Consider the following 19,465-nt stretch of genomic DNA (forward strand, 5'->3'; position numbering starts at 1 on the left):
CATGACCCTCACCAGCAAGATCGCCTGGGACGACACCGTTCTGCCCTTCCAACTGGACAATGCCGACATCCGTGGCCGCGTGGCGCGGCTGGACGGGGTGCTGGACGGTATCCTGAAGCAGCACGACTACCCGCCCCAGGTGGAGGCGCTGGTGGCCGAGATGGCCCTGCTGACCGCGCTGATCGGCCAGACGATCAAGCTGCGCTGGAAACTGTCCCTGCAGGTTCAGACCAAGGGCGGCGCCGTCCGCATGATCGCGACCGACTACTACGGCCCCTCGGAAGAGGGCGAACCGGCCCGTATCCGGGCCTATGCGTCCTACGACAAGGACAAGGTTTCCGGCAGCGATCCCTTCTCCCAACTTGGGTCCGAAGGCTATTTCGCGATCCTGATCGACCAGGGGAAGGGCATGCAGCCCTACCAGGGGATTTCGCCGCTGACCGGTGGCTCCCTGCGGGCCTGCGCTGAAGGCTACTTTGCGCAGTCCGAGCAGATCCCGACGCGGTTCAACCTGTCCTACGGCCTGTCCCGGGAAGCGGGCGGAGAGGAACACTGGCGCGCCGGTGGGGTCATGCTGCAGATGATGCCGCAGGCCGGGATGCATGTCGCGAATGGCGAGGGCTCCGGTGAAAAGGGGCAGTTGATGGCGGCCGACCTGGTCGAGGGAGAGACCGAAGAGAACTGGAATCGGGTGAACTTCCACCTCGACACCGTCGAACAGCTGGAACTGATCGGGCCCACCATCGCGCCGACCGACCTGCTGCTGCGCCTGTTCCACGAGGAAACGCCCCGGGTCTTCGATGCGCAGCCGGTGAAATTCGGCTGCTCCTGCTCCGAAGACAAGGTGCGCCAGTCTCTGTCGATCTATTCCGCCAAGGATATCGAGACGATGACCACGCCCGAGGGCACGGTGACCGCCGATTGCCAGTTCTGTGGCGCGCATTACGTTCTGGACCCCGCCACCGTGGGGTTCGAGGCGGAAGGCAAGGATGCCCTGGGCAATGAGCTTCCTCGGGACTGATCCCTATGAAACCCTGTCCGTGGCGCTGTCCCGCGCCACGGAACCGTCGTCGGATTTCGATCTGAACGACGATGCGCAGCTTCTGGCCAACGTGAAGACCCGACCGGCAGGTGTCCTTTGCGCACTGGAAGATGCGGCGGACGGGCCCGTGGTCATCCTGACCAAGCGATCATCGCGACTGAAACATCACCCCGGCCAGATCGCCTTTCCTGGCGGCAAGCAGGAAGAGGATGACGCAGACGTCGTTGCCGCCGCCCTGCGCGAGGCGGAGGAGGAGATCGGCCTTCCGCCTTCCAGGGTGGAGGTGCTGGGCTGCCTGCCGACCCATCGCACGGTCACGGCCTTTCAGGTGACGCCCGTCATCGCCCGTGTCACGGGACCTTTCACGCAAAGGCCCGAACCTGGCGAGGTGGAAGAGATCTTCCGTGTTCCCCTGTCGCATCTGCTGGATCTCGGGAATTACTCCGTTCAGTCCCGTCGGTGGCAGAAGTCGATGCGGCACTACTTCACGGTGCCCTGGGGCCCCTATTACATCTGGGGCGCAACCGCGCGGATGCTGCGGGTTCTGGCGGAAACCGTGAAGGACGAGAGGCCCGGCAATGCAGATTTCCGGTGACTGGCTGCGGACGGATGCGACCCGTGCCGTCTGCGAGGCGCTGACCGGCGCCGGGTGGCAGGCCTGGTTCGTGGGTGGCTGTGTTCGGGATGCGCTTTTGGGGCTTCCGGTCGGTGATATCGACATCTGCACCGATGCCCGCCCTGAAGAGGTACAGCGCCTTGCCCGCGCTGCCGGTCTGAAGGAAATTCCCACGGGGATCGACCATGGCACGATCACCGTCCTGTCCGGCGGGATCCCGCACGAGGTGACAACTTTCCGGCGGGACGTGGAAACCGATGGTCGCCACGCAGTCGTGGCCTTTGCCGATACCATGCTGGAGGATGCCCACAGGCGCGACTTCACCATGAACGCCCTCTATGCCGATCCGCAGGGCCGGGTGATGGATCCCCTTGGGAACGGCCTGGCCGATCTTTCGGCGCGGCGGCTGCGTTTCATAGACGATCCGGAGCAGCGCATACGCGAGGACTACCTGAGGATCCTGCGCTATTTCCGGTTTCATGCGCGGTTCGGGGATCCTGACGCGGGCATGGACCCGGATGCGCTTTCGGCGATTGCCGCGAATGCCGATGGCCTTGATACCCTGTCGCGCGAAAGGGTCGGGGCCGAGGTCATGAAGCTGCTGGGCGTTGCCGATCCCGTGCCCTCTGCTGCGGCGATGGATCATGCGGGTGTCTGGATGCACGTCCTGCCGGGGGCCGGAATCCGTGCGCTTGGCCCGCTGGTGCATCTGGAGGCACAGGCCGGCCTTTCACCCGACGCGGTGCTGCGCCTTGCCGCGCTTGGCGGGGAGGATCCGGGGGATGCCCTGCGACTGTCGAAGAAACAGGCAGCCCGTGTTGCCACGCTGAGAGAGGAAGCGGCCGGGACAGCCGGCCCCGCCGAGCTGGGCTATCGCCATGGCGCCGCGGAAGCCCGCGCCATGCTTTTGCTGCGGGCGTCGCTGCTGGAGCAGCCCCTGATGCCGGGTGCTTTCGGCGAAGCTGATTTCGGCGCGGCGCAGGTCTTTCCGCTTAAGGCCGCAGACCTGATCCCCAGATTCCAGGGCAAACAGCTGGGAGAGGCGCTGAGGCGGGCAGAGGTGCTTTGGATTTCGTCGGGTTTCTCGATGGATGGCGAAGCCTTGCTCGCTGCACTCTAACCTTCGGATTTGGCGCATCGCCACGCTTGAATTGCATGTAAAGTGCATGGATAAGGGGGCGAAAGGGGCTCTCCCATGTTCAAACCCTCCGATCTCATCTCGCCGTATCAGCATGCCGACGGCCCGCCACCTACGACCTTGCTGGCCTTCATGGGCTGGTGCCTGAAGGGTGCCTGGCCGGGTCTGGCCCTTGGGGCGGTTCTGGCCGCGCTCTCCGGGGCCGCCGATGCAAGCACCTCCTGGATCCTGGGCTACGTCGTGGACGGGGCGCAGAAAACCGGTCCGGGGGAGTTCTTCTCCGCCTCGAACCTGCCATTGCTGATCGGGTCGCTGGTGTTCTTCCTGGTGGCGCGCCCGCTGTTCATGGGGCTGTCGACCGCGGCGACCTCGATGATCCTGCAGCCCAACCTGTTCACCCTCGTTCTCAGCCGCGTGCACCGCTGGACCATGGGGCAGTCCGTCGTCTACTTCGACAACGACTTCGCGGGCCGTATCAGCCAGAAGCAGATGCAGACCTCGCGGGCGATGACCGATGTTGCGTTCGAAATGATCAACGTCGTGGCCTTTGCACTGGCCACGCTGATCGGGTCGATCGCCCTTGTCGCCTCCATCAGCGGCTGGCTCGGCGTTGGTTTCCTGGTCTGGCTGGTCGGCTATTTCCTGTTGATTCGGCACTTCATGCCGCGGATCCGCGCCAGGTCGGCCAAGCGGGCCGCAGCCCGGTCGATGGTGTCCGGCGTCGTCGTCGACACGATCACCAACATCAAGACGGTGAAGCTGTTTGCCCACACTGATCACGAAGACCAGGCGGCCCTGAACGCGCTGGAGGGGTTCCGCCTGTCCGCGCTGGATTTCGGCCGCGTCTCCACCATGTTCCGGGCGATCCTGACGGTCATGGGGGGAGTTCTTCCTGTGCTTCTGGTCGGTGGCGCGCTGGCCTTCTGGTCCGTCGGTCAGGCAACGGTGGGGGAAATCGTCTCTGCCGGGGCGGTTGCCGTTCGGGTGGCACAGATGACCGGCTGGGTCAGCTTTGCCCTGATGAACATCTATTCCAGCGTGGGTGAGGTCGAAGACGGCATGCGCACGCTCGGCCGGTCCGTCCGGCTACAGGACAAACCGGGCGCGACGGACCTGGTGGTCACCGAGGGGGAGATCCATTTCGACCACGTCGCCTTTGCCTACGGTCAGGAAAAGGGCGGTGTGAAGGACCTGGATCTGCGGATCCGACCTCGGGAAAAGCTGGGCATTGTCGGTGCGTCCGGGGCGGGCAAGTCGACCCTCGTGTCGCTTTTGCTGCGCCTCTACGACGCCGAAAAGGGCGCGATCCGCATCGACGGGCAGGACATCTCCGCCGTCACGCAGGACAGCCTGCGCCGCAATATCGCGCTGGTGACGCAGGATACGTCGATGTTCAATCGCTCCGCTCGGGACAACATCATGTACGGCCGTCCCGAGGCGACCGAAGACGACCTGATGGATGCCACCGACAAGGCCGAAGCGCATGAATTCATCGAGGATCTGATCGATCTGGAGGGGCGCACGGGCTACGAGGCACGCCTGGGCGAACGCGGGGTGAAGCTTTCGGGGGGGCAGCGGCAGCGGATCGCCCTAGCACGGGCCATCCTGAAGGATGCCCCGATCCTCGTGCTGGACGAGGCGACATCGGCGCTGGACAGCGAGGTCGAGGCGCAGATCCAATCGGCGCTGGAACGCGTCATGGAAGGCAAGACGGTGCTGGCGATCGCGCACAGGCTTTCCACGATCTCTCACATGGATCGGATCGTCGTGCTGCATGATGGCGAGATTGCCGAAATCGGGTCGCACAGCCAGCTGCTGGAACAAGACGGGCTTTACGCGCGCTACTGGGCCCGGCAATCGGGTGGTTTCCTCGTGACCGACGACGAGGAGCAGAAGGACGCGGCAGCCGAATAGGTCTTTGCTGGCGCGCCGCCCTGCGCTAGGAGGCGCGCCATGCAGGATTTTCTGATCGAACGACTTGGACACCACGGAGATGGCATCACTTCCCGCGCGGAGGGGGGCGCCGTCTTTGCGCCGATGACCCTGCCCGGGGAACGTGTCAGCGGGACGCCGAAGGGCGACCGACTGGAAAACGTCAAGATCCTGGAGCCGTCGCCGGACCGGATCGCGGCCCCGTGCCGACACTTCCGATCCTGCGGGGGCTGTGCCGTGCAGCACGCCGGGGACGATTACGTGGCCACCTGGAAGCGCGGGATCGTCGAAACCGCGCTGAAGGCCCAGGGTATCGAGGCGGAGATCTCCGGCGTGGCGACATCGCCCGCCCGGTCCCGGCGTCGGGCTTCCCTTTCCGCGCGGCGGACAAAATCCGGTGCGATTTCCGGGTTCCACGGTCGTGCATCCGGCGCGATTGTCGAGGTTCCGGATTGCCAGCTTCTGCATCCGGATCTGATGCGTGCCCTGCCCGTGGCGCAGGCGCTTGCCGTCGCTGGCGCCGCCCGCAAGGGGGAACTCTCTGTCCTGGCCACGTTGTCCGATGCCGGGCTGGATGTCGCGGTGACGGGGGGCAAGCCGCTGGACGAATCCCTGCGCATTGCCCTGACCGGCACCGCGCAGGAGCTGGGGCTGGCGCGCCTGTCCTGGGAGGGCGAGGTCATCGTCACGCTCAGCCCCCCGGTGCAGCGGTTCGGTCGCGCGCAGGTCGTTCCGCCGCCCGGCGCCTTCCTTCAGGCCACCCACCACGGAGAGGCGACACTTCTGGAAGAGGTGCTGCGGATCACCGCGGGCGCGAAGAAGATCGCGGATCTCTTCGCCGGCTGTGGCACCTTTGCGCTGCCGCTGTCGGAACGCGCAGAGGTCCTGGCGGTCGAGGGGGATCGCGCGATGACGGCCGCGCTGCAGGAAGGCTGGCGGCGGGCAGGCGGCCTGCATGCGCTGAAGGCGGCGCACCGCGACCTGTTCCGTGATCCCATGGATGCGCAGGATCTGCGAGGCGTCGATGCAGCCGTGATCGACCCGCCCCGCGCCGGTGCGGAGGCCCAGACCCGCGCCCTGGCAGAGGCCCGGGTTCCGGTGATTGCCGCGGTGTCCTGCAACCCCGTCACCTTTGCCAGGGATGCGCGGATCCTGTTGGAGGCCGGCTATGCGATGGCGCCGCTTCTGGTGGTGGACCAGTTCCGCTGGTCGGGGCATGTCGAAATGGTGACAGGTTTCTCGCTCAACTCCGCGTGAACGGCGGGTTGTGACTTCCCGGGGGCGGTGCCGCGCTGGTACAAGGGCGAAAACCCCCTAGAGAGCGGTTCAATGAAGAGACGGGCAGTGATTTCCATGGCTGTGGCAGCTTTTGCCGCGGCCTGTTCAAGGTTTCAGACCTACCGCGGGCCAGAGGTCACGCGGATCCAGGTGATGAAGAGCATGCGGAAGATGTATCTTCTGCACGACAACGAGGTTCTGAAGGCCTACGACGTGGGCCTCGGCTTTGCGCCGGAAGGACACAAGCAGTTCGAAGGCGACGGCAAGACCCCGGAAGGGGCCTACCGGATCGACCGGCGCAATCCCAATTCCAAGTTCTACCTGTCGATTGGCATCAGCTATCCCAATGCAGCCGACCGCGCCTTCGCGGAGGAGCAGGGGCGCAAACCGGGTGGTGATATCTTCATCCACGGCAAGCCGGACAAATACCGGAAGGCGCCGCGCGACTGGACCGCTGGATGCATCGCCGTTTCCGACAAGGAAATGGAAGAGATCTACATGATGGTCGGTCTGGGGACGCCCATCTACATCTACGCCTGACGGAACAGCGGCCCGTTCAGGAGCCTGTTCCGGGGGCTGTTGAAGTCTGTAATCGGGGCGTGTTGGAAACGAAAAGGGGCGGCCTGCTGGCCGCCCCTTCACATGTACGGAAGACGTCGATCAGTTTACGGGGGCCTGGTCCGGCTCCACCGCGCCCTGCGCGCCCATGATCAGGGTCCACCAGATCTTGCCGCTGGATTCCTGGTACCAGGCAAAGCCCATGTCGGTGGCCCGTTTGGACAGCAGCACGCGGCGCGTATCGTCCTGATCCATCCAGGCAGACACTGTTTCCATCTCGGTCTCGTAGGTTTCGGAGATGTTTTCGCCGATCAGCCCACCCGGATAGCCCACGCGTTGCACGCGATCGATGGGGGAGGACCCGTCGGAGCCGAAGTGCCAAGGGCGGTTCTGGTTGGACATGTCCTTGGAATGGGTGGCGGCGGCGGCGGTCAGCCGGCTGTCCAGCTGGACAGGTGCCGCGCCTGCGGCGGCGCGCAGTGTGTTGACCGAATCCAGCACTTCGTAGGGGATCCGGTTCTTGCCGGAGGCCGGGATACGGTAGAGCTTCGGCAGCGGCTTGCCGTCAGCGGCCAGTCTGGGCGGCTCCGATGGCTGGGGTGTCACGCAGGCGGACAGCATGAAAAGGGCAGGGATGATCAGAAGAATGAAACGCATACGGGGTCTGCCGGGTTGGTGAGATGTGTCGTTGAAACCGCTTAACGCGGCGCAGTCGTGTTTTCAAACGCACATGGGCGTGAGGCGGTTCAATGACACTAGTTTGAATTGCGACTGAGGCAGCGACGCCATATGGTGCTGCCGACTGTCCGGAGCCTGCGGGCTACGTCGGATACGGAGATGAAAATGAGCTTCCCCAAGACCCAAACGCGTCGTGCCTTCCTTGCCGGAAGTGCCGCAGCCCTCGCCACGCCCGCGATCGCGCAGGAGCATAGCGCCTCTTACAGCACGCCCTTCGAAAACTCGACCGAGGTGGAGCGCGACCCGAATGAAACCGCCCGTCGCAACATCTCTTCCTTCCGGTCGCTCGACTGGCGGCCCTACTTCGACAACACCCGCAACGGTGCGATCCTGGTCGACATCGACAGCCGTGCCCTGCACTTCTGGTCCGAGGATCAGTCGATCTATAAACTTTACCCGACTTCGGTCCCGGTGAGCGATGAACTGACCCGCCGCGGTCGCACCTCCGTCATCCAGAAGGTTGAAAACCCGACCTGGCGCCCGACGCCTTCGATGAAGAAGCGCAATCCCGAGTGGCCCGACGTGGTGGAAGGCGGCGCGCCGGATAACCCTCTGGGCGTGCGGGCACTTTACCTCAGCTGGACCTACTACCGGATCCACGGGACCCATGATACCCGCAAGATCGGTCGCCGTTCCTCCAACGGCTGCATCGGCCTCTACAACGAGCACATCCTGGAGCTTTACGAGCTGACCAAGGTGGGCACGCAGGTGTTGCTTATTTGACGACATTTCCCTGTCGGGTGTGGATGTTACCGATCTTGCCAATTGCAATTGGACGGTCAGCACGCGTATGACGGAATCACGAGGTAAGTCTTGGGTGCCGGTCGACGTATGTCTAATTGTCGGTCGGTCTTTATCTGGAGGATAAAATGAAAAAACTCGTTCTCGCCGCCGCTCTGGCCGCAGCTGCAACCACCGCTTCCGCTGGCGCCTACTCTGAGCCGGTCATCGAAGCACCCGTCGTCGTCGAAGAGACCACCTCTTCTTCCGCCGGCATCATCCTGCCGCTGATCCTGCTGGCAGTCGTGGCTTTCGCCATCGCCGACTGATCCGGTCGACGGAAAGATTTAGAAAAGGCGGTGGCTTCCCACCGCCTTTTTTATTTGTCCCGAGGTTTCGGGCAACGGCTGTCTCGCCTGTCCGGCTTTCCCGGCAAAGAGATGCGAAGAATGCCCTGCATCGTCGGCAGGGCATTGCTGATCGCCGTCAGTCGATCCAACCCTGAAGGTTACGTTCGATTTCGTAGGCGAGGGCGGCGATATGCTCTTCGTCGTCATTCAGGCAGGGAATGTAGGAGAAGCTCTCCCCGCCGGCATGGACGAAGCTTTCACGGATTTCCTCGTTGATCTCCTCCAGCGTCTCGATGCAATCGGCGGAGAAGGCGGGGGCGATCACCGCGATCTTCTTCTTCCCGCGTTCCGCCAGGCGCGCGACTTCCTCGACCGTATAGGGCTTCAGCCACTCTTCCGGGCCGAATTTCGACTGGAAGGTCGTGGTGATCTGGTCGTCGTCCCAACCCATCCGCTCCTTCAGCAACCGCGTCGTCTTGCGGCAGTGGCAATGGTAGGGATCGCCTTCGGTCAGGTAGCGTTCGGGCAGGCCGTGGTAGGAGCAGACGAGGATGTCGGGCTGTTCCTCCATCTCGCCATAGGCGCGCTCCACCGACGCGGCGAGGGCCTCGATATAGGCGGGGCTGTCGAAATAGGGCGCCAGGGTGCGGCTGGCGGGCTGCCACCGTTCCTCCAGCAGGGCGCGGAAGAACTGATCATTCGCGGTGGCCGTCGTGGCCCCTGCGTATTGCGGATAGAGCGGGCAGAACAGGATCTTCGTGCAGCCGGCCGCGACCATCTTCTTCACCACGGACTGGGTGGAGGGATTGCCGTAGCGCATGCAGTAGTCGACCATGACCATGCCCTCGCCATAGCGCTCTTCCAGGGCGGCGGAGATGGCGGCGGACTGCTTCTTGGTGATCGTCATCAGCGGAGATTCGTCCGCCTCGTTGTTCCAGATCGTCTTGTAGGCCGCGCCGGACTTGAACGGACGGATCGTCAGGACAATGCCCTGCAGGATCGGCTGCCACTTCCACTTGGGGTAATCGATCACACGTTTGTCGGACAGGAATTCCGACAGGTAGCGGCGCATGGACCAGTAATCGGTTCCGTCCGGCGTGCCGAGGTTGGCCAGCAGGACGCCGACCTTTTCGCGGGGGATCATCGGGTGGTCTTCTGGGCCGTGGTCTGGCCGGATGGCGTCGGTCATGGAGCCTCTCCTGAAATCTGTCGTCCCCGGAGATAGAGGGTTCCTGCGCCGGGTCAATGCATCATGCTTCGCTCAGGGCTTCAGCGGCTTCTCGGATGTGCCTAGCGCATCCGCCAGGGACGAGAGGGCGGATCCGGGGCGCAGGGGTTGTTGCTGGCTTTCATGGGGGACCCAGCCGGTCAGGGTGACGACCTCGAAGGTCGCGGGAACCCGTCCCTCGTCATCTCCATGCGCTTCGAGGTAGAGCTGCATGGCCCGCATGAAGACCGCGCGCCGCGTCGGCTTGCGCAGTCTTTCGTTGAGCGCGTTGCCCTCGCCCATGGCGCGCAGGTCGGACAGCAGCTTCAGCGGGGAGGAATAGGTCACCTCGACAAGGTCACTGTCGGCCACGGGCAGGGCAAATCCCGCGCGCTGCAGAAGCGCACCGAGGTCCCGGATCTCTCCGAAGGGGGCTATGCGGGGGGAAAGGCCGCCGGTCACCTCGATCTCCGCTTGGCCCAGGCACTCCCTCAGCTGCGTCAGGGTCCGGCCGGCGAAGAAGACGGCCAGCAGAAGCCCGTCTGGCCGCAGGGCGCGGCGACACTGGATCAGCTGGCCCACCGGGTCGTTGGACCAGTGAAGGTCGAAGACGTGCATCACCAGGTCATGGGCGCCTTCCTCCGCGTCCAGCAGCTCGTTCGCCGGCAGGATCTTGGGTCGGATGGGAAAGTCGGCGGCAAGGTCCGCCCAATAGTCGGGATAGGGCGTGACGAGGAGCGGATCCGTAAACGTTCGCTTAACCATGTCCAGTCGATCCTGCAGGTCCAGCGCGGCGCGCTCATGCAGGAAGAGGGCGTCCGGCCGGGCGCGGGCCCTGTTGCGCGCAAGCGCTGTCGTGTCGGTGAGGATCGGGTGCGTCATGATCGGGATAGATATGACTTTCGCGGGTGCAGTTCAAACGGCGTTCCGGCTGATCTATCCGCCGCGCTGCCTGGGATGCGGCGGACTGGTTGAAAGCGACTTCGGCCTTTGCGGCGCCTGTTGGAGCGAGACCCCCTTCATCGGGGGCCTGGTCTGTGATGGGTGCGGTCTGCCCCTGCCGGGGGGAAACCCGGGTGAGGTGGCCCATTGCGACCAATGCCTGAAGGAGCCTCCCCCCTGGGCGCGGGGCAGGGCTGTCATGCTCTACGAAGGCATGGCGCGGAAACTGGTGCTGGGGCTCAAGCATGGCGACAGGCAGGACATCGCGGCGCCGGCGGCGGCCTGGATGGCGGAAACCGCTGCAGAAATCATCGTACCGGATAGTCTGGTTGCACCGATCCCGCTGCACTGGATCCGGCGGGTCAGGCGTGGCTACAACCAATCTGCCCTCCTGTCCCGGCGCCTGGTGCGGGAGCTTGCGCACCTCGGGGCCGTGGATGCCGCCGACTTGCTGGAACGGCCACGGGCGACGCCATCGCTGGATGGACGCGGCCGGGAGGAGCGCAGGGAGGTGCTGCGGGGGCGGATCGCCGTCAATCCGCAGTGGGCAAAGGCGTTGGAAGGGAAGCCTGTCCTGATCATCGACGATGTGCTGACAAGCGGGGCGACATTTTCGGCCGCAACGGAGGCCTGCATGGCGGGGGGCGCAGCATCGGTGACGGTTCTGGCACTGGCGCGGGTCGGCAAAGGCGCATAGGTTACCGGGCGAACCCGAAGCGGAGCCCGTCATGCAGCCCATCGAAATCTATACCAAGCCCACCTGCGGCTTCTGCCACGCGGCCAAGCGCCTGCTGGCCGAGAAGAATGCGACCTACTCAGAGGTCGACATTTCCGCGCAGCCCGACCGGCGGGGGGAAATGATCAGCCGTGCCTCCGGCCGGACGACTGTGCCGCAGATCTTCGTCGGCGATGTTCACGTCGGCGGGTTTGATGACCTTTATGCTCTTGAAAACGCAGGCAAGCTTGACGCTCTGCTGAACATGGATTGACCGTTGGACTGCGCGGTGTGGGGTCCGTTTCGTCAAGGTGCGCCCAGTGGGGCGCTGCGTGAACTTGCGCAGGCGCGCCCCTGCGCCCGGGTGGTGTGCCTCGGGTCCGTCGTGCGGCGGGGCCTTCGCGGTGCCGCGGCACAAGACGTGCGTTGAACGCTGATGGAAGGTCCGCGCAATTCCCTGGCGATCGCCCTCTTCTCCGAGATCCTCGCGGTCGATCAGATGATCCGCAACCGGCTGTCCAAGGTGCTGCCCAAGGGGATGGAGCTGTCGCATTTCTCCGTCCTGAACCACCTTGCGCGGGCGGGGACGGAACGGACCCCGGCGCAGCTGGCCCAGACGTTCCACGTGACACGCGGGGCGATGACGAACACGCTCAGCAAGCTTGAGTGGGCGGGATATGTGCATATTCGCCCCGACTGGGACGATGCACGGCGCAAGATGGTCGCGATCAGTCCGGCGGGGCGACAGGCGCGTGACGCCGCCCTGTCTGCCGTGGCGCCGCTCTTTGCCGGGATCGTCGATGAGATCACCGAGGAAAAGGTTCGCACCATGCTGCCGGTCCTGCGGGAGCTGCGTGGCAAGCTGGATGAGGATCGGCGGGAAGGGCCATAGCCGCCTCCCGCCGGGGCTCACTCGGGACGCAGGGCTGCGGTCACGTAGTTCACCGAAAGATCCCGTGCGGAAATCGACCATTGCCAGCTGACCGGGTTGAAGACGTAGCCCTTGCGGTCCACCGGGTTGAGGCCGGCCTTGCGCATCAGCTCATAAAGTTCGTCGGGGGTGATGAACTTGTTCCATTCATGCGTGCCCTTCGGCAGCCAGCGCATGACCCACTCCGCCCCGACGATGGCCATGGCAAAGCTCTTGGCGTTGCGGTTGATCGTCGAGCACAGGTGCAGGCCGCCCGGCTTCAAAAGATCGTGACAGGCCGTCAGGTAGGCGAGGGGATCGGCGACATGTTCGACCACCTCCATGTTTAGGACGACGTCGAACTGCTCCCCCGCTGCGGCGAGCGCCTCGGCGGTGGTGAAACGATAGTCGATGTCGAGACCGGACTGCGCGGCATGGGTTTGGGCGACGGGGATGTTCCGTTCCGCGGCATCGGCGCCGACGACGGTCGCGCCCAGCCGTGCCATTGGTTCGCACAGAAGGCCGCCGCCGCAACCGATATCCAGCAAACGCAGCCCCTCGAAGGGGCGTTCTGTGGTCAGGTCACGGCCGTATTCGGCTGCAATCTGCTGCGTGATGTAGTCCAGCCGGACCGGGTTCATCATGTGCAGCGGCTTGAACTTGCCGGTCGGGTCCCACCACTCGGCGGCCATGGCTTCGAATTTGGCGACTTCCGCCGCGTCGACGGTGGTGTTGTCGGTTTGCATTCCGCGCTCCTTGCGGTCATGGTGGCTTGACCCTTCTTATATGGGACGGAGATGGATAGAAACTCGGGTCAAAAGAGCGCAAGCCAATTGCTTTATCCCCCGATCGACCCGTTCGATCAGCGCATGCTTGCCGTGGGCGAAGGGCATGACATCTACGTGGAGCAATCGGGCAGGGCCGACGGTATTCCCGTGATCGTCCTGCATGGTGGCCCGGGTGGCGGCTGCTCCCCCGCGATGCGCCGATATTTCGACCCGGATCGCTATCGCATCATCCTGTTCGATCAGCGCGGCTGTGGCCGGTCCCGGCCCTTCGCCTCTGTCGAACACAATACCACCTGGCATCTTGTCCGTGATATCGAACGGATCCGGAAAACGCTCGATATCGAAAGCTGGATCGTCTTCGGCGGGTCCTGGGGCGCCACGCTTTCGCTGATCTACGCCGAAACCCATCCCGACCGGGTGCGCAACCTGATCCTGCGCGGGGTCTTCCTGATGACGACCCCGGAGCTGGAGTGGTTCTACGGCGGCGGTGCGGGCGGCTTCTGGCCCGAGACCTGGGCGCGCTTTTCGGAAATGATCCCGGAGGACGAGCGTGGTGACATGATCGCCGCCTATGCCCGCCGCCTGTTTACCGATGACCCGTCAGAGGAGGTCGCCTATGCAAAAGCATGGTCGGCCTGGGAAAATGCGCTGGCAACGGTCAACAGTACCGGATCGGGCGGGGAGCCGCCGGGGCAATACGCGCGGGCCTTCGCGCGGCTGGAAAACCATTACTTCACGCACCTGGGCTGGCTCGACGAAGGGCAGATCCTGCGTGATATCGACAAGATCGCGCATATCCCGGGGGAGATCGTGCAGGGCCGTTTCGACATGATCTGCCCGCCTCATACGGCCTGGCAGCTGTCGCGCGCCTGGCCCCGGGCAGATCTGCACATGATCCCGCATGCAGGGCACGCCCTGTCGGAGCCGGGGATCACCACCAAGCTGGTTCAGATCATGGATCGCCTCGCCCGGGCCTGAGGGGCCGGCCTGAGGGCCCGCACGGCCCCTTTGACAGCCGAATTGCCAACCCCCTTGCGATTCGCGCGGACCAGGCGTATATCCCCCTTCAACAGCGGCGCGTCGAACCCTCTGGGAACGAAGCTCCACCGGGAATACGACGGGCCGCGTGCCCGTTTTTTTGTGCCCGGACCGGATATGACCGACCTAATCGCCAAGACCGCCATCGACCGCCGCCTGGCCGAGATCGTGGGTCCCGTCATCGAGGACCTCGGTTTCGATCTCGTGCGCATCCGCCTGATGGGCGGCAATACCAAGACCTTGCAGATCATGGCCGAACGGCCCGATGGCGGGATCGAAGTGGATGAATGTGCCCAGATTTCCAACGCGGTCTCCGCCGTGCTGGATGTCGAGGATCCCGTGACCGATGCCTACAACCTTGAAGTCAGCTCTCCGGGCATCGATCGGCCGCTGACCCGGCTGAAGGATTTCGACACCTTCGAGGGCTACGAGGCAAAGCTTGAAACTGCCGAACTGGTCGGCGGCCGCAAGCGGTTCAAGGGAACCCTGGCCGGGATCGAGGATAACGACGTGCTGATCAACATCGAGGATCAGGGCGAAGAGGTGACGGTCGGTCTGAACTTCGACTGGCTGGCGGATGCCAAGCTGGTGCTGACCGACGACCTCATCAAGGAAATGCTGAAGGCCCGGAAGGCCTCGGGCGTGCTGAACGAAGACGAATTCGACGAGATCGAGACCGACGAAGGTTCCCAGGAGGACTGACCATGGCAATCACTTCTGCCAACCAGCTTGAACTGCTGCAAACCGCCGAGGCCGTGGCCCGGGAGAAGATGATCGACCCCGGTCTGGTGATCGAGGCGATGGAGGAGTCGCTGGCCCGTGCCGCGAAGTCCCGTTATGGCGCCGAGATGGACATTCGTGTCTCGATCGACCGCAAGACCGGTCGCGCCACCTTCACCCGCGTCCGCACCGTGGTGGAGGACGAGGAGCTGGAGAACTACCAGGCCGAGATGACCGTCCAGCAGGCCAAGCAGTACATGGCCGATCCCCAGGTCGGTGACACCTTCGTCGAGGAAGTGCCCCCGGTCGACATGGGCCGGATCGCGGCGCAGTCCGCCAAGCAGGTCATCCTGCAGAAGGTGCGCGAAGCCGAGCGTGATCGCCAGTTCGACGAGTTCAAGGACCGCGTCGGCACCATCATCAACGGCGTGGTGAAGCGCGAGGAATACGGCAACGTCATCGTCGACGTGGGCCGTGGCGAAGCCATCCTGCGCCGGAACGAGAAGATCGGCCGCGAAGCCTATCGCCCGAACGACCGTATCCGCTGCTTCATCAAGGACGTCCGCCGCGAAACCCGTGGCCCGCAGATCTTCCTGAGCCGCACCGCGCCCGAGTTCATGGCCGAGCTGTTCAAGATGGAAGTGCCGGAAATCTACGACGGCATCATCGAGATCAAGGCCGTTGCCCGTGACCCGGGTTCGCGCGCGAAGATCGCCGTGATCTCCTACGACGGGTCCATCGACCCGGTCGGCGCCTGCGTCGGTATGCGCGGCAGCCGCGTGCAGGCCGTGGTGAACGAACTGCAGGGCGAGAAGATCGACATCATCCCCTGGTCTGAAGACATGCCGACCTTCCTCGTGAACGCGCTGCAGCCGGCCGAAGTGTCGAAGGTGGTTCTGGATGAGGAAGCTGAGCGGATCGAAGTCGTGGTGCCCGAGGAGCAGCTGTCGCTGGCCATCGGCCGTCGCGGTCAGAACGTGCGCCTGGCGTCCCAGCTGACCGGCCTCGACATCGACATCATGACGGAGGAGGAGGAATCCGCCCGCCGTCAGAAGGAATTCGAGAGCCGCACCAAGCTGTTCATGGACACCCTGGACCTGGACGAGTTCTTCGCACAGCTGCTGGTTTCCGAAGGGTTCACGAACCTCGAGGAAGTCGCCTACGTCGAGCTGGACGAACTGCTGGTGATCGACGGCGTCGACGAGGGCACCGCCGAGGAACTGCAGACCCGGGCGCGCGAGTTCCTGGAAGCACAGGCCGAAGCAGCCCTGGCGCATGCCCGCGAACTGGGTGCCGAGGACAGCCTCATTGAATTCGATGGCCTGACCCCCCAAATGGTGGAGGCCCTGGCCGAAGACGGCGTAAAGACGCTGGAAGATTTCGCGACCTGCGCCGACTGGGAACTGGCCGGCGGCTGGACCACTGTCGATGGCGAACGTGTCAAGGACGATGGCCTGCTGGAGAAGTTCGACGTTTCTCTGGAAGAAGCCCAGCAACTGGTGATGACCGCCCGTGTCCTGCTGGGCTGGGTCGATCCCTCCGAACTGGAGGCCGCTGAAGAAGAGCTGGAGGACGAGGAGTCCGAAGGTGAGGAGGCCGAAGGCTGAGGCCGGGTCCGGGAGCGCACCGATGAGCCGAGGCGGACAGGACAAGGATCGCAGCGACGGTCCCGAGCGTAAGTGCATCGCGACCGGAGAGGTGCAGCCGAAAGGCGGCCTCATCCGGTTCGTGGTGGGCCCCGAAGGGCAGGTCGTTCCCGATCTGGCGGAGAAACTGCCGGGCCGGGGCATCTGGGTCGCTTCCACGCGGGAGGCGATCGGGATCGCGGAAAAGAAGAAACTGTTCTCGCGCGCCGCGAAGCAGCAGGTGACCGTGCCCGAGGGCCTGGCCGACATGGTCGAGGCACTTCTGGTGAAGCGGGTCTGCGAATTGCTGGCCCTGGCGCGGAAGTCCGGCGACGCCGTCGCCGGCTACGAGAAGGTGAAGGATTGGCTGGCCAAGGAAGAAGCGACGACGCTGCTTCAGGCCAGTGACGGGTCCGGGCGCGGCAAGTCCAAGCTCTCGACCCCCTACCGGGGCAACTACATTGGCTGGCTCACTGCAGATGAGCTGGGCTTGGCCTTCGGACGGGAAACTGTCATACACGCCGCCTTAGGAACTGGCGGTTTGAGCAAACGTGTTGTAGAGGAGGCCGCGAGACTGCGAGGTCTGCGTGCCTGACGCATGAGGCGGGAGGGTCCCGTCTGAAAGGAAGATTGGCCAATATGAGCGACAACGACGGTAAAAAGACTCTGGGTGTTCGTGGTGGAGGCCCCCGTTCGGGGAACGTGAAGCAAAGCTTCAGCCACGGCCGCACCAAGAACGTCGAAGTGGTGACGAAGCGCAAACGCGTTGTCGTCCCCAAGGCCGGCTCTGGCAAATCCGGTGGTAATGCTGCCCTGGGCGATCCCAACAAGCGCCCCAAGGGCATCACCGATGCCGAGATGGAGCGTCGCCTGAAGGCGGTCGCCGCTGCTAAAGCCCGTGAGGCGGAGGACGCAGAGCGTCGCGCCCGCGAGGAAAAAGAGCGCGAGCAAGAGCGCCAGCGTCGCCGTGAAGAGGCGGAGCAAAAAGAACGCGAGATGCGCGAGGCCGAAGAAAAGGCCCGCGCCAAGGCGGAAGAGGAAGAGCGCAAGCGCAAGGAAGAGGAAGCCGCTGCCAAGCGCGCTGCCGCTGCCGCCGCTGCGCCGGCCGACGCCCCTGCCGAAGACGGCGCGCGGACGACCAAGGCACGGGCCAAGCCCGCCATGCCCGAACGGAACGATCGCGGGAACGACCGTGACGACCGTGGTGGCCGTGGCAAGGGTCGCGACGATGGCCGTCGTTCCGGTAAACTGACGCTGAACCAAGCCCTTAGCGGTGGTGAAGGTGGCCGTCAGAAATCCCTCGCCGCCATGAAGCGGAAGCAGGAGCGTGCCCGTCAGAAAGCCATGGGCGGCCCCGTAAACCGCGAGAAGGTCGTGCGTGATGTCCAGCTGCCCGAGACCATCGTGGTGTCGGAACTGGCCAACCGTATGGCGGAACGCGTCGCAGACGTGGTGAAGGCCCTCATGCAGAACGGCATGATGGTTACGCAGAACCAGACGATCGACGCGGATACCGCGGAACTGATCATCGAAGAGTTCGGCCACAAGGTGCAGCGTGTTTCCGATGCCGACGTCGAAGACGTGATCCAGTCCGAAGAGGACAAGGCAGAAGACCTGCAGTCGCGTCCCCCGGTCATCACGATCATGGGCCACGTCGACCACGGCAAGACCTCCCTGCTGGATGCGATCCGGCATGCGAAGGTCGTCGCGGGCGAAGCAGGCGGCATCACGCAGCACATCGGTGCCTACCAGGTGCAGACGGACAGCGGTCAGACCCTGACCTTCCTCGATACCCCCGGCCACGCGGCCTTCACCTCCATGCGGTCTCGCGGGGCCCAGGTGACGGACATTGTCGTGCTCGTGGTGGCGGCGGATGATTCGGTCATGCCGCAGACCATCGAGGCGCTCAACCACGCGAAAGCGGCCGGCGTGCCGATGATCGTGGCGATCAACAAGTGCGACAAGCCCGCAGCCGATCCGGACAAGGTCCGTGCCGAGCTGCTGCAGCACGAAGTGATCGTGGAAAAGATGTCCGGCGATGTGCAGGACGTCGAGGTCTCCGCGCTGACGGGCAAGGGCCTGGACGAACTGCTGGAAGCCATCGCGCTGCAGTCCGAGATCTTGGAACTGAAAGCGAACCCCGACCGCGCCGCCGAAGGCGCCGTGATCGAAGCACAGCTGGACGTGGGTCGTGGCCCGGTTGCCACGGTTCTGGTCCAGAAGGGTACCCTGCACCGCGGCGATATCTTCGTCGTGGGCGAGCAGTACGGCAAGGTCCGTGCGCTGGTGAACGACAAGGGTGAGCGCGTCGACGAAGCGGGTCCCTCCGTTCCGGTCGAGGTGCTGGGTCTGAACGGTACGCCCGAAGCGGGTGACGTGCTCAACGTGGTTTCGACCGAGGCCCAGGCCCGTGAAATCGCCGAGTACCGCCACAACGTGGCCAAGGAGAAATCCGCGGCCCTGGGTGCAGGCACCACGCTGGAACAGCTGATGGCCAAGGCGAAGGCAGACGAAAACGTCTCCGAACTGCCGGTCATCGTGAAGGCCGACGTGCAGGGTTCTGCCGAAGCCATCGTTCAGGCGCTGGAAAAGGTCGGCAACGACGAGGTCCGCGTGCGGGTCATCCACTACGGTGTCGGTGCGATCACCGAAACCGACGTGGGTCTTGCCGAAGCCTCCGGTTGCCCGGTCATCGGTTTCAACGTCCGTGCGAACGCACCGGCGCGGAACTCCGCGAACCAGAAGGGTGTCGAGATCCGGTACTACTCCGTGATCTACGACCTGGTGGACGACGTGAAGGCGGCGGCCTCCGGCCTGCTGTCGAACGAGATCCGCGAAAACTTCATCGGCTACGCCACGATCAAGGAAGTCTTCAAGGTCTCCAATGTCGGCAAGGTCGCTGGTTGCCTGGTCACCGAAGGTGTGGCGCGCCGCTCCGCCGGGGTTCGCCTGCTGCGCGACGACGTGGTGATCCACGAAGGTACGCTGAAGACCCTGAAGCGCTTCAAGGACGAGGTTGCCGAAGTGCAGTCCGGCCAGGAATGCGGCATGGCCTTCGAGAACTACGACGACATCCGTCCCAACGACGTGATCGAAATCTTCGAGCGTGAGGAGGTCGAGCGTAAGCTCTGATCCCTTCCGTTCCTCG

Annotated in this window: 20 protein-coding genes and 1 pseudogene; 17 read left to right on the forward strand and 4 right to left on the reverse strand. The window is 64.3% G+C overall.

What is annotated here, in order from left to right:
• The first annotated feature begins 1 nt into the window (after window position 1).
• The 6 genes from hslO (at window position 2) to AC2IR1_RS01075 (ending at window position 6,546) form a co-directional block, all read left to right on the forward strand.
• On the forward strand, window positions 2-1,021 hold the full coding sequence (gene hslO, locus AC2IR1_RS01050; RefSeq protein WP_486474434.1) for an Hsp33 family molecular chaperone HslO: 1,020 nt from the start codon (window positions 2-4) through the stop codon (window positions 1,019-1,021).
• Entirely contained in the window at window positions 1,002-1,637 is a 636-nt protein-coding gene (locus AC2IR1_RS01055) for a CoA pyrophosphatase (protein ID WP_486474435.1), read from the forward strand. Before hslO ends, AC2IR1_RS01055 begins: the two co-directional genes overlap by 20 nt.
• On the forward strand, window positions 1,621-2,778 hold the full coding sequence (locus AC2IR1_RS01060) for a CCA tRNA nucleotidyltransferase (RefSeq protein ID WP_486474436.1): 1,158 nt from the start codon (window positions 1,621-1,623) through the stop codon (window positions 2,776-2,778). The genes AC2IR1_RS01055 and AC2IR1_RS01060 overlap by 17 nt, the downstream gene beginning before the upstream one ends.
• Before the next feature lie 75 nt (window positions 2,779-2,853).
• Window positions 2,854-4,710: an ABC transporter ATP-binding protein gene (locus AC2IR1_RS01065; RefSeq protein ID WP_486474437.1), complete on the forward strand. Its 1,857-nt coding sequence runs from the start codon at window positions 2,854-2,856 to the stop codon at window positions 4,708-4,710.
• 39 nt (window positions 4,711-4,749) lie between these two features.
• Window positions 4,750-5,985 carry a class I SAM-dependent RNA methyltransferase gene (locus AC2IR1_RS01070; RefSeq protein WP_486474438.1) on the forward strand — a complete coding sequence of 412 codons (1,236 nt, stop codon included), beginning with the start codon at window positions 4,750-4,752 and terminating at the stop codon, window positions 5,983-5,985.
• Window positions 5,986-6,057: 72 nt separating this feature from the next.
• Entirely contained in the window at window positions 6,058-6,546 is a 489-nt protein-coding gene (locus AC2IR1_RS01075; protein WP_486474439.1) for a L,D-transpeptidase family protein, read from the forward strand.
• 120 nt (window positions 6,547-6,666) lie between these two features.
• On the opposite strand, the gene dalA is transcribed toward AC2IR1_RS01075, so the two are convergent.
• Window positions 6,667-7,221, reverse strand: a complete 555-nt coding sequence (gene dalA / locus AC2IR1_RS01080) for a divisome-associated lipoprotein DalA (protein ID WP_486474440.1) — start codon at window positions 7,219-7,221, stop codon at window positions 6,667-6,669.
• Between the two features lie 186 nt (window positions 7,222-7,407).
• On the opposite strand from dalA, the gene AC2IR1_RS01085 reads away from it, so the two are divergent.
• Both AC2IR1_RS01085 and AC2IR1_RS01090 read left to right on the forward strand, forming a co-directional pair.
• A complete protein-coding gene (locus AC2IR1_RS01085) occupies window positions 7,408-8,025 on the forward strand; it encodes a L,D-transpeptidase (RefSeq protein ID WP_486474441.1) in 618 nt (205 codons plus the stop codon).
• Between the two features lie 146 nt (window positions 8,026-8,171).
• Window positions 8,172-8,351: a hypothetical protein gene (locus AC2IR1_RS01090; protein WP_486474442.1), complete on the forward strand. Its 180-nt coding sequence runs from the start codon at window positions 8,172-8,174 to the stop codon at window positions 8,349-8,351.
• Window positions 8,352-8,508: 157 nt separating this feature from the next.
• Here the strand turns inward: AC2IR1_RS01090 and hemH are convergent, their stop codons facing one another.
• Both hemH and AC2IR1_RS01100 read right to left on the reverse strand, forming a co-directional pair.
• The gene (gene hemH / locus AC2IR1_RS01095; protein ID WP_486474443.1) at window positions 8,509-9,561 is read right to left on the reverse strand and encodes a ferrochelatase; all 1,053 of its coding nucleotides are present in this window, start codon (window positions 9,559-9,561) and stop codon (window positions 8,509-8,511) included.
• A gap of 72 nt (window positions 9,562-9,633) precedes the next feature.
• The gene (locus AC2IR1_RS01100) at window positions 9,634-10,461 is read right to left on the reverse strand and encodes a class I SAM-dependent methyltransferase (RefSeq protein ID WP_486474444.1); all 828 of its coding nucleotides are present in this window, start codon (window positions 10,459-10,461) and stop codon (window positions 9,634-9,636) included.
• A 13-nt stretch (window positions 10,462-10,474) separates the two neighbouring features.
• Here AC2IR1_RS01100 and AC2IR1_RS01105 point away from each other — a divergent pair.
• From AC2IR1_RS01105 to AC2IR1_RS01120, 4 genes and pseudogenes are all read left to right on the forward strand, one after another.
• Window positions 10,475-10,672: pseudogene (locus AC2IR1_RS01105) on the forward strand (double zinc ribbon domain-containing protein); the annotation flags it as partial.
• 48 nt (window positions 10,673-10,720) lie between these two features.
• A complete protein-coding gene (locus AC2IR1_RS01110; protein ID WP_486476464.1) occupies window positions 10,721-11,218 on the forward strand; it encodes a ComF family protein in 498 nt (165 codons plus the stop codon).
• Window positions 11,219-11,249: 31 nt separating this feature from the next.
• The gene (gene grxC, locus AC2IR1_RS01115) at window positions 11,250-11,510 is read left to right on the forward strand and encodes a glutaredoxin 3 (RefSeq protein ID WP_486474445.1); all 261 of its coding nucleotides are present in this window, start codon (window positions 11,250-11,252) and stop codon (window positions 11,508-11,510) included.
• 162 nt (window positions 11,511-11,672) lie between these two features.
• Entirely contained in the window at window positions 11,673-12,128 is a 456-nt protein-coding gene (locus AC2IR1_RS01120; protein WP_486474446.1) for a MarR family winged helix-turn-helix transcriptional regulator, read from the forward strand.
• 17 nt (window positions 12,129-12,145) lie between these two features.
• Here the strand turns inward: AC2IR1_RS01120 and ubiG are convergent, their stop codons facing one another.
• A complete protein-coding gene (gene ubiG, locus AC2IR1_RS01125; RefSeq protein ID WP_486474447.1) occupies window positions 12,146-12,892 on the reverse strand; it encodes a bifunctional 2-polyprenyl-6-hydroxyphenol methylase/3-demethylubiquinol 3-O-methyltransferase UbiG in 747 nt (248 codons plus the stop codon).
• A gap of 51 nt (window positions 12,893-12,943) precedes the next feature.
• Between ubiG and pip the strand changes: the two genes are divergently transcribed.
• From pip to infB, 5 genes are all read left to right on the forward strand, one after another.
• Window positions 12,944-13,912, forward strand: coding sequence for a prolyl aminopeptidase (pip, locus tag AC2IR1_RS01130; RefSeq protein WP_486474448.1), 969 nt, complete (start codon window positions 12,944-12,946; stop codon window positions 13,910-13,912).
• 177 nt (window positions 13,913-14,089) lie between these two features.
• Complete coding sequence (rimP, locus tag AC2IR1_RS01135) at window positions 14,090-14,674, forward strand: ribosome maturation factor RimP (protein ID WP_486474449.1); 585 nt, start codon at window positions 14,090-14,092, stop codon at window positions 14,672-14,674.
• 2 nt (window positions 14,675-14,676) lie between these two features.
• Window positions 14,677-16,299 carry a transcription termination factor NusA gene (gene nusA, locus AC2IR1_RS01140; protein ID WP_486474450.1) on the forward strand — a complete coding sequence of 541 codons (1,623 nt, stop codon included), beginning with the start codon at window positions 14,677-14,679 and terminating at the stop codon, window positions 16,297-16,299.
• Window positions 16,300-16,321: 22 nt separating this feature from the next.
• Window positions 16,322-16,912 carry an RNA-binding protein gene (locus AC2IR1_RS01145; RefSeq protein WP_486474451.1) on the forward strand — a complete coding sequence of 197 codons (591 nt, stop codon included), beginning with the start codon at window positions 16,322-16,324 and terminating at the stop codon, window positions 16,910-16,912.
• Window positions 16,913-16,956: 44 nt separating this feature from the next.
• On the forward strand, window positions 16,957-19,449 hold the full coding sequence (gene infB / locus AC2IR1_RS01150; protein ID WP_486474452.1) for a translation initiation factor IF-2: 2,493 nt from the start codon (window positions 16,957-16,959) through the stop codon (window positions 19,447-19,449).
• Window positions 19,450-19,465 lie beyond the last annotated feature (16 nt).

This window comes from Pseudooceanicola sp. NS-SX8 (genome assembly GCF_057380755.1).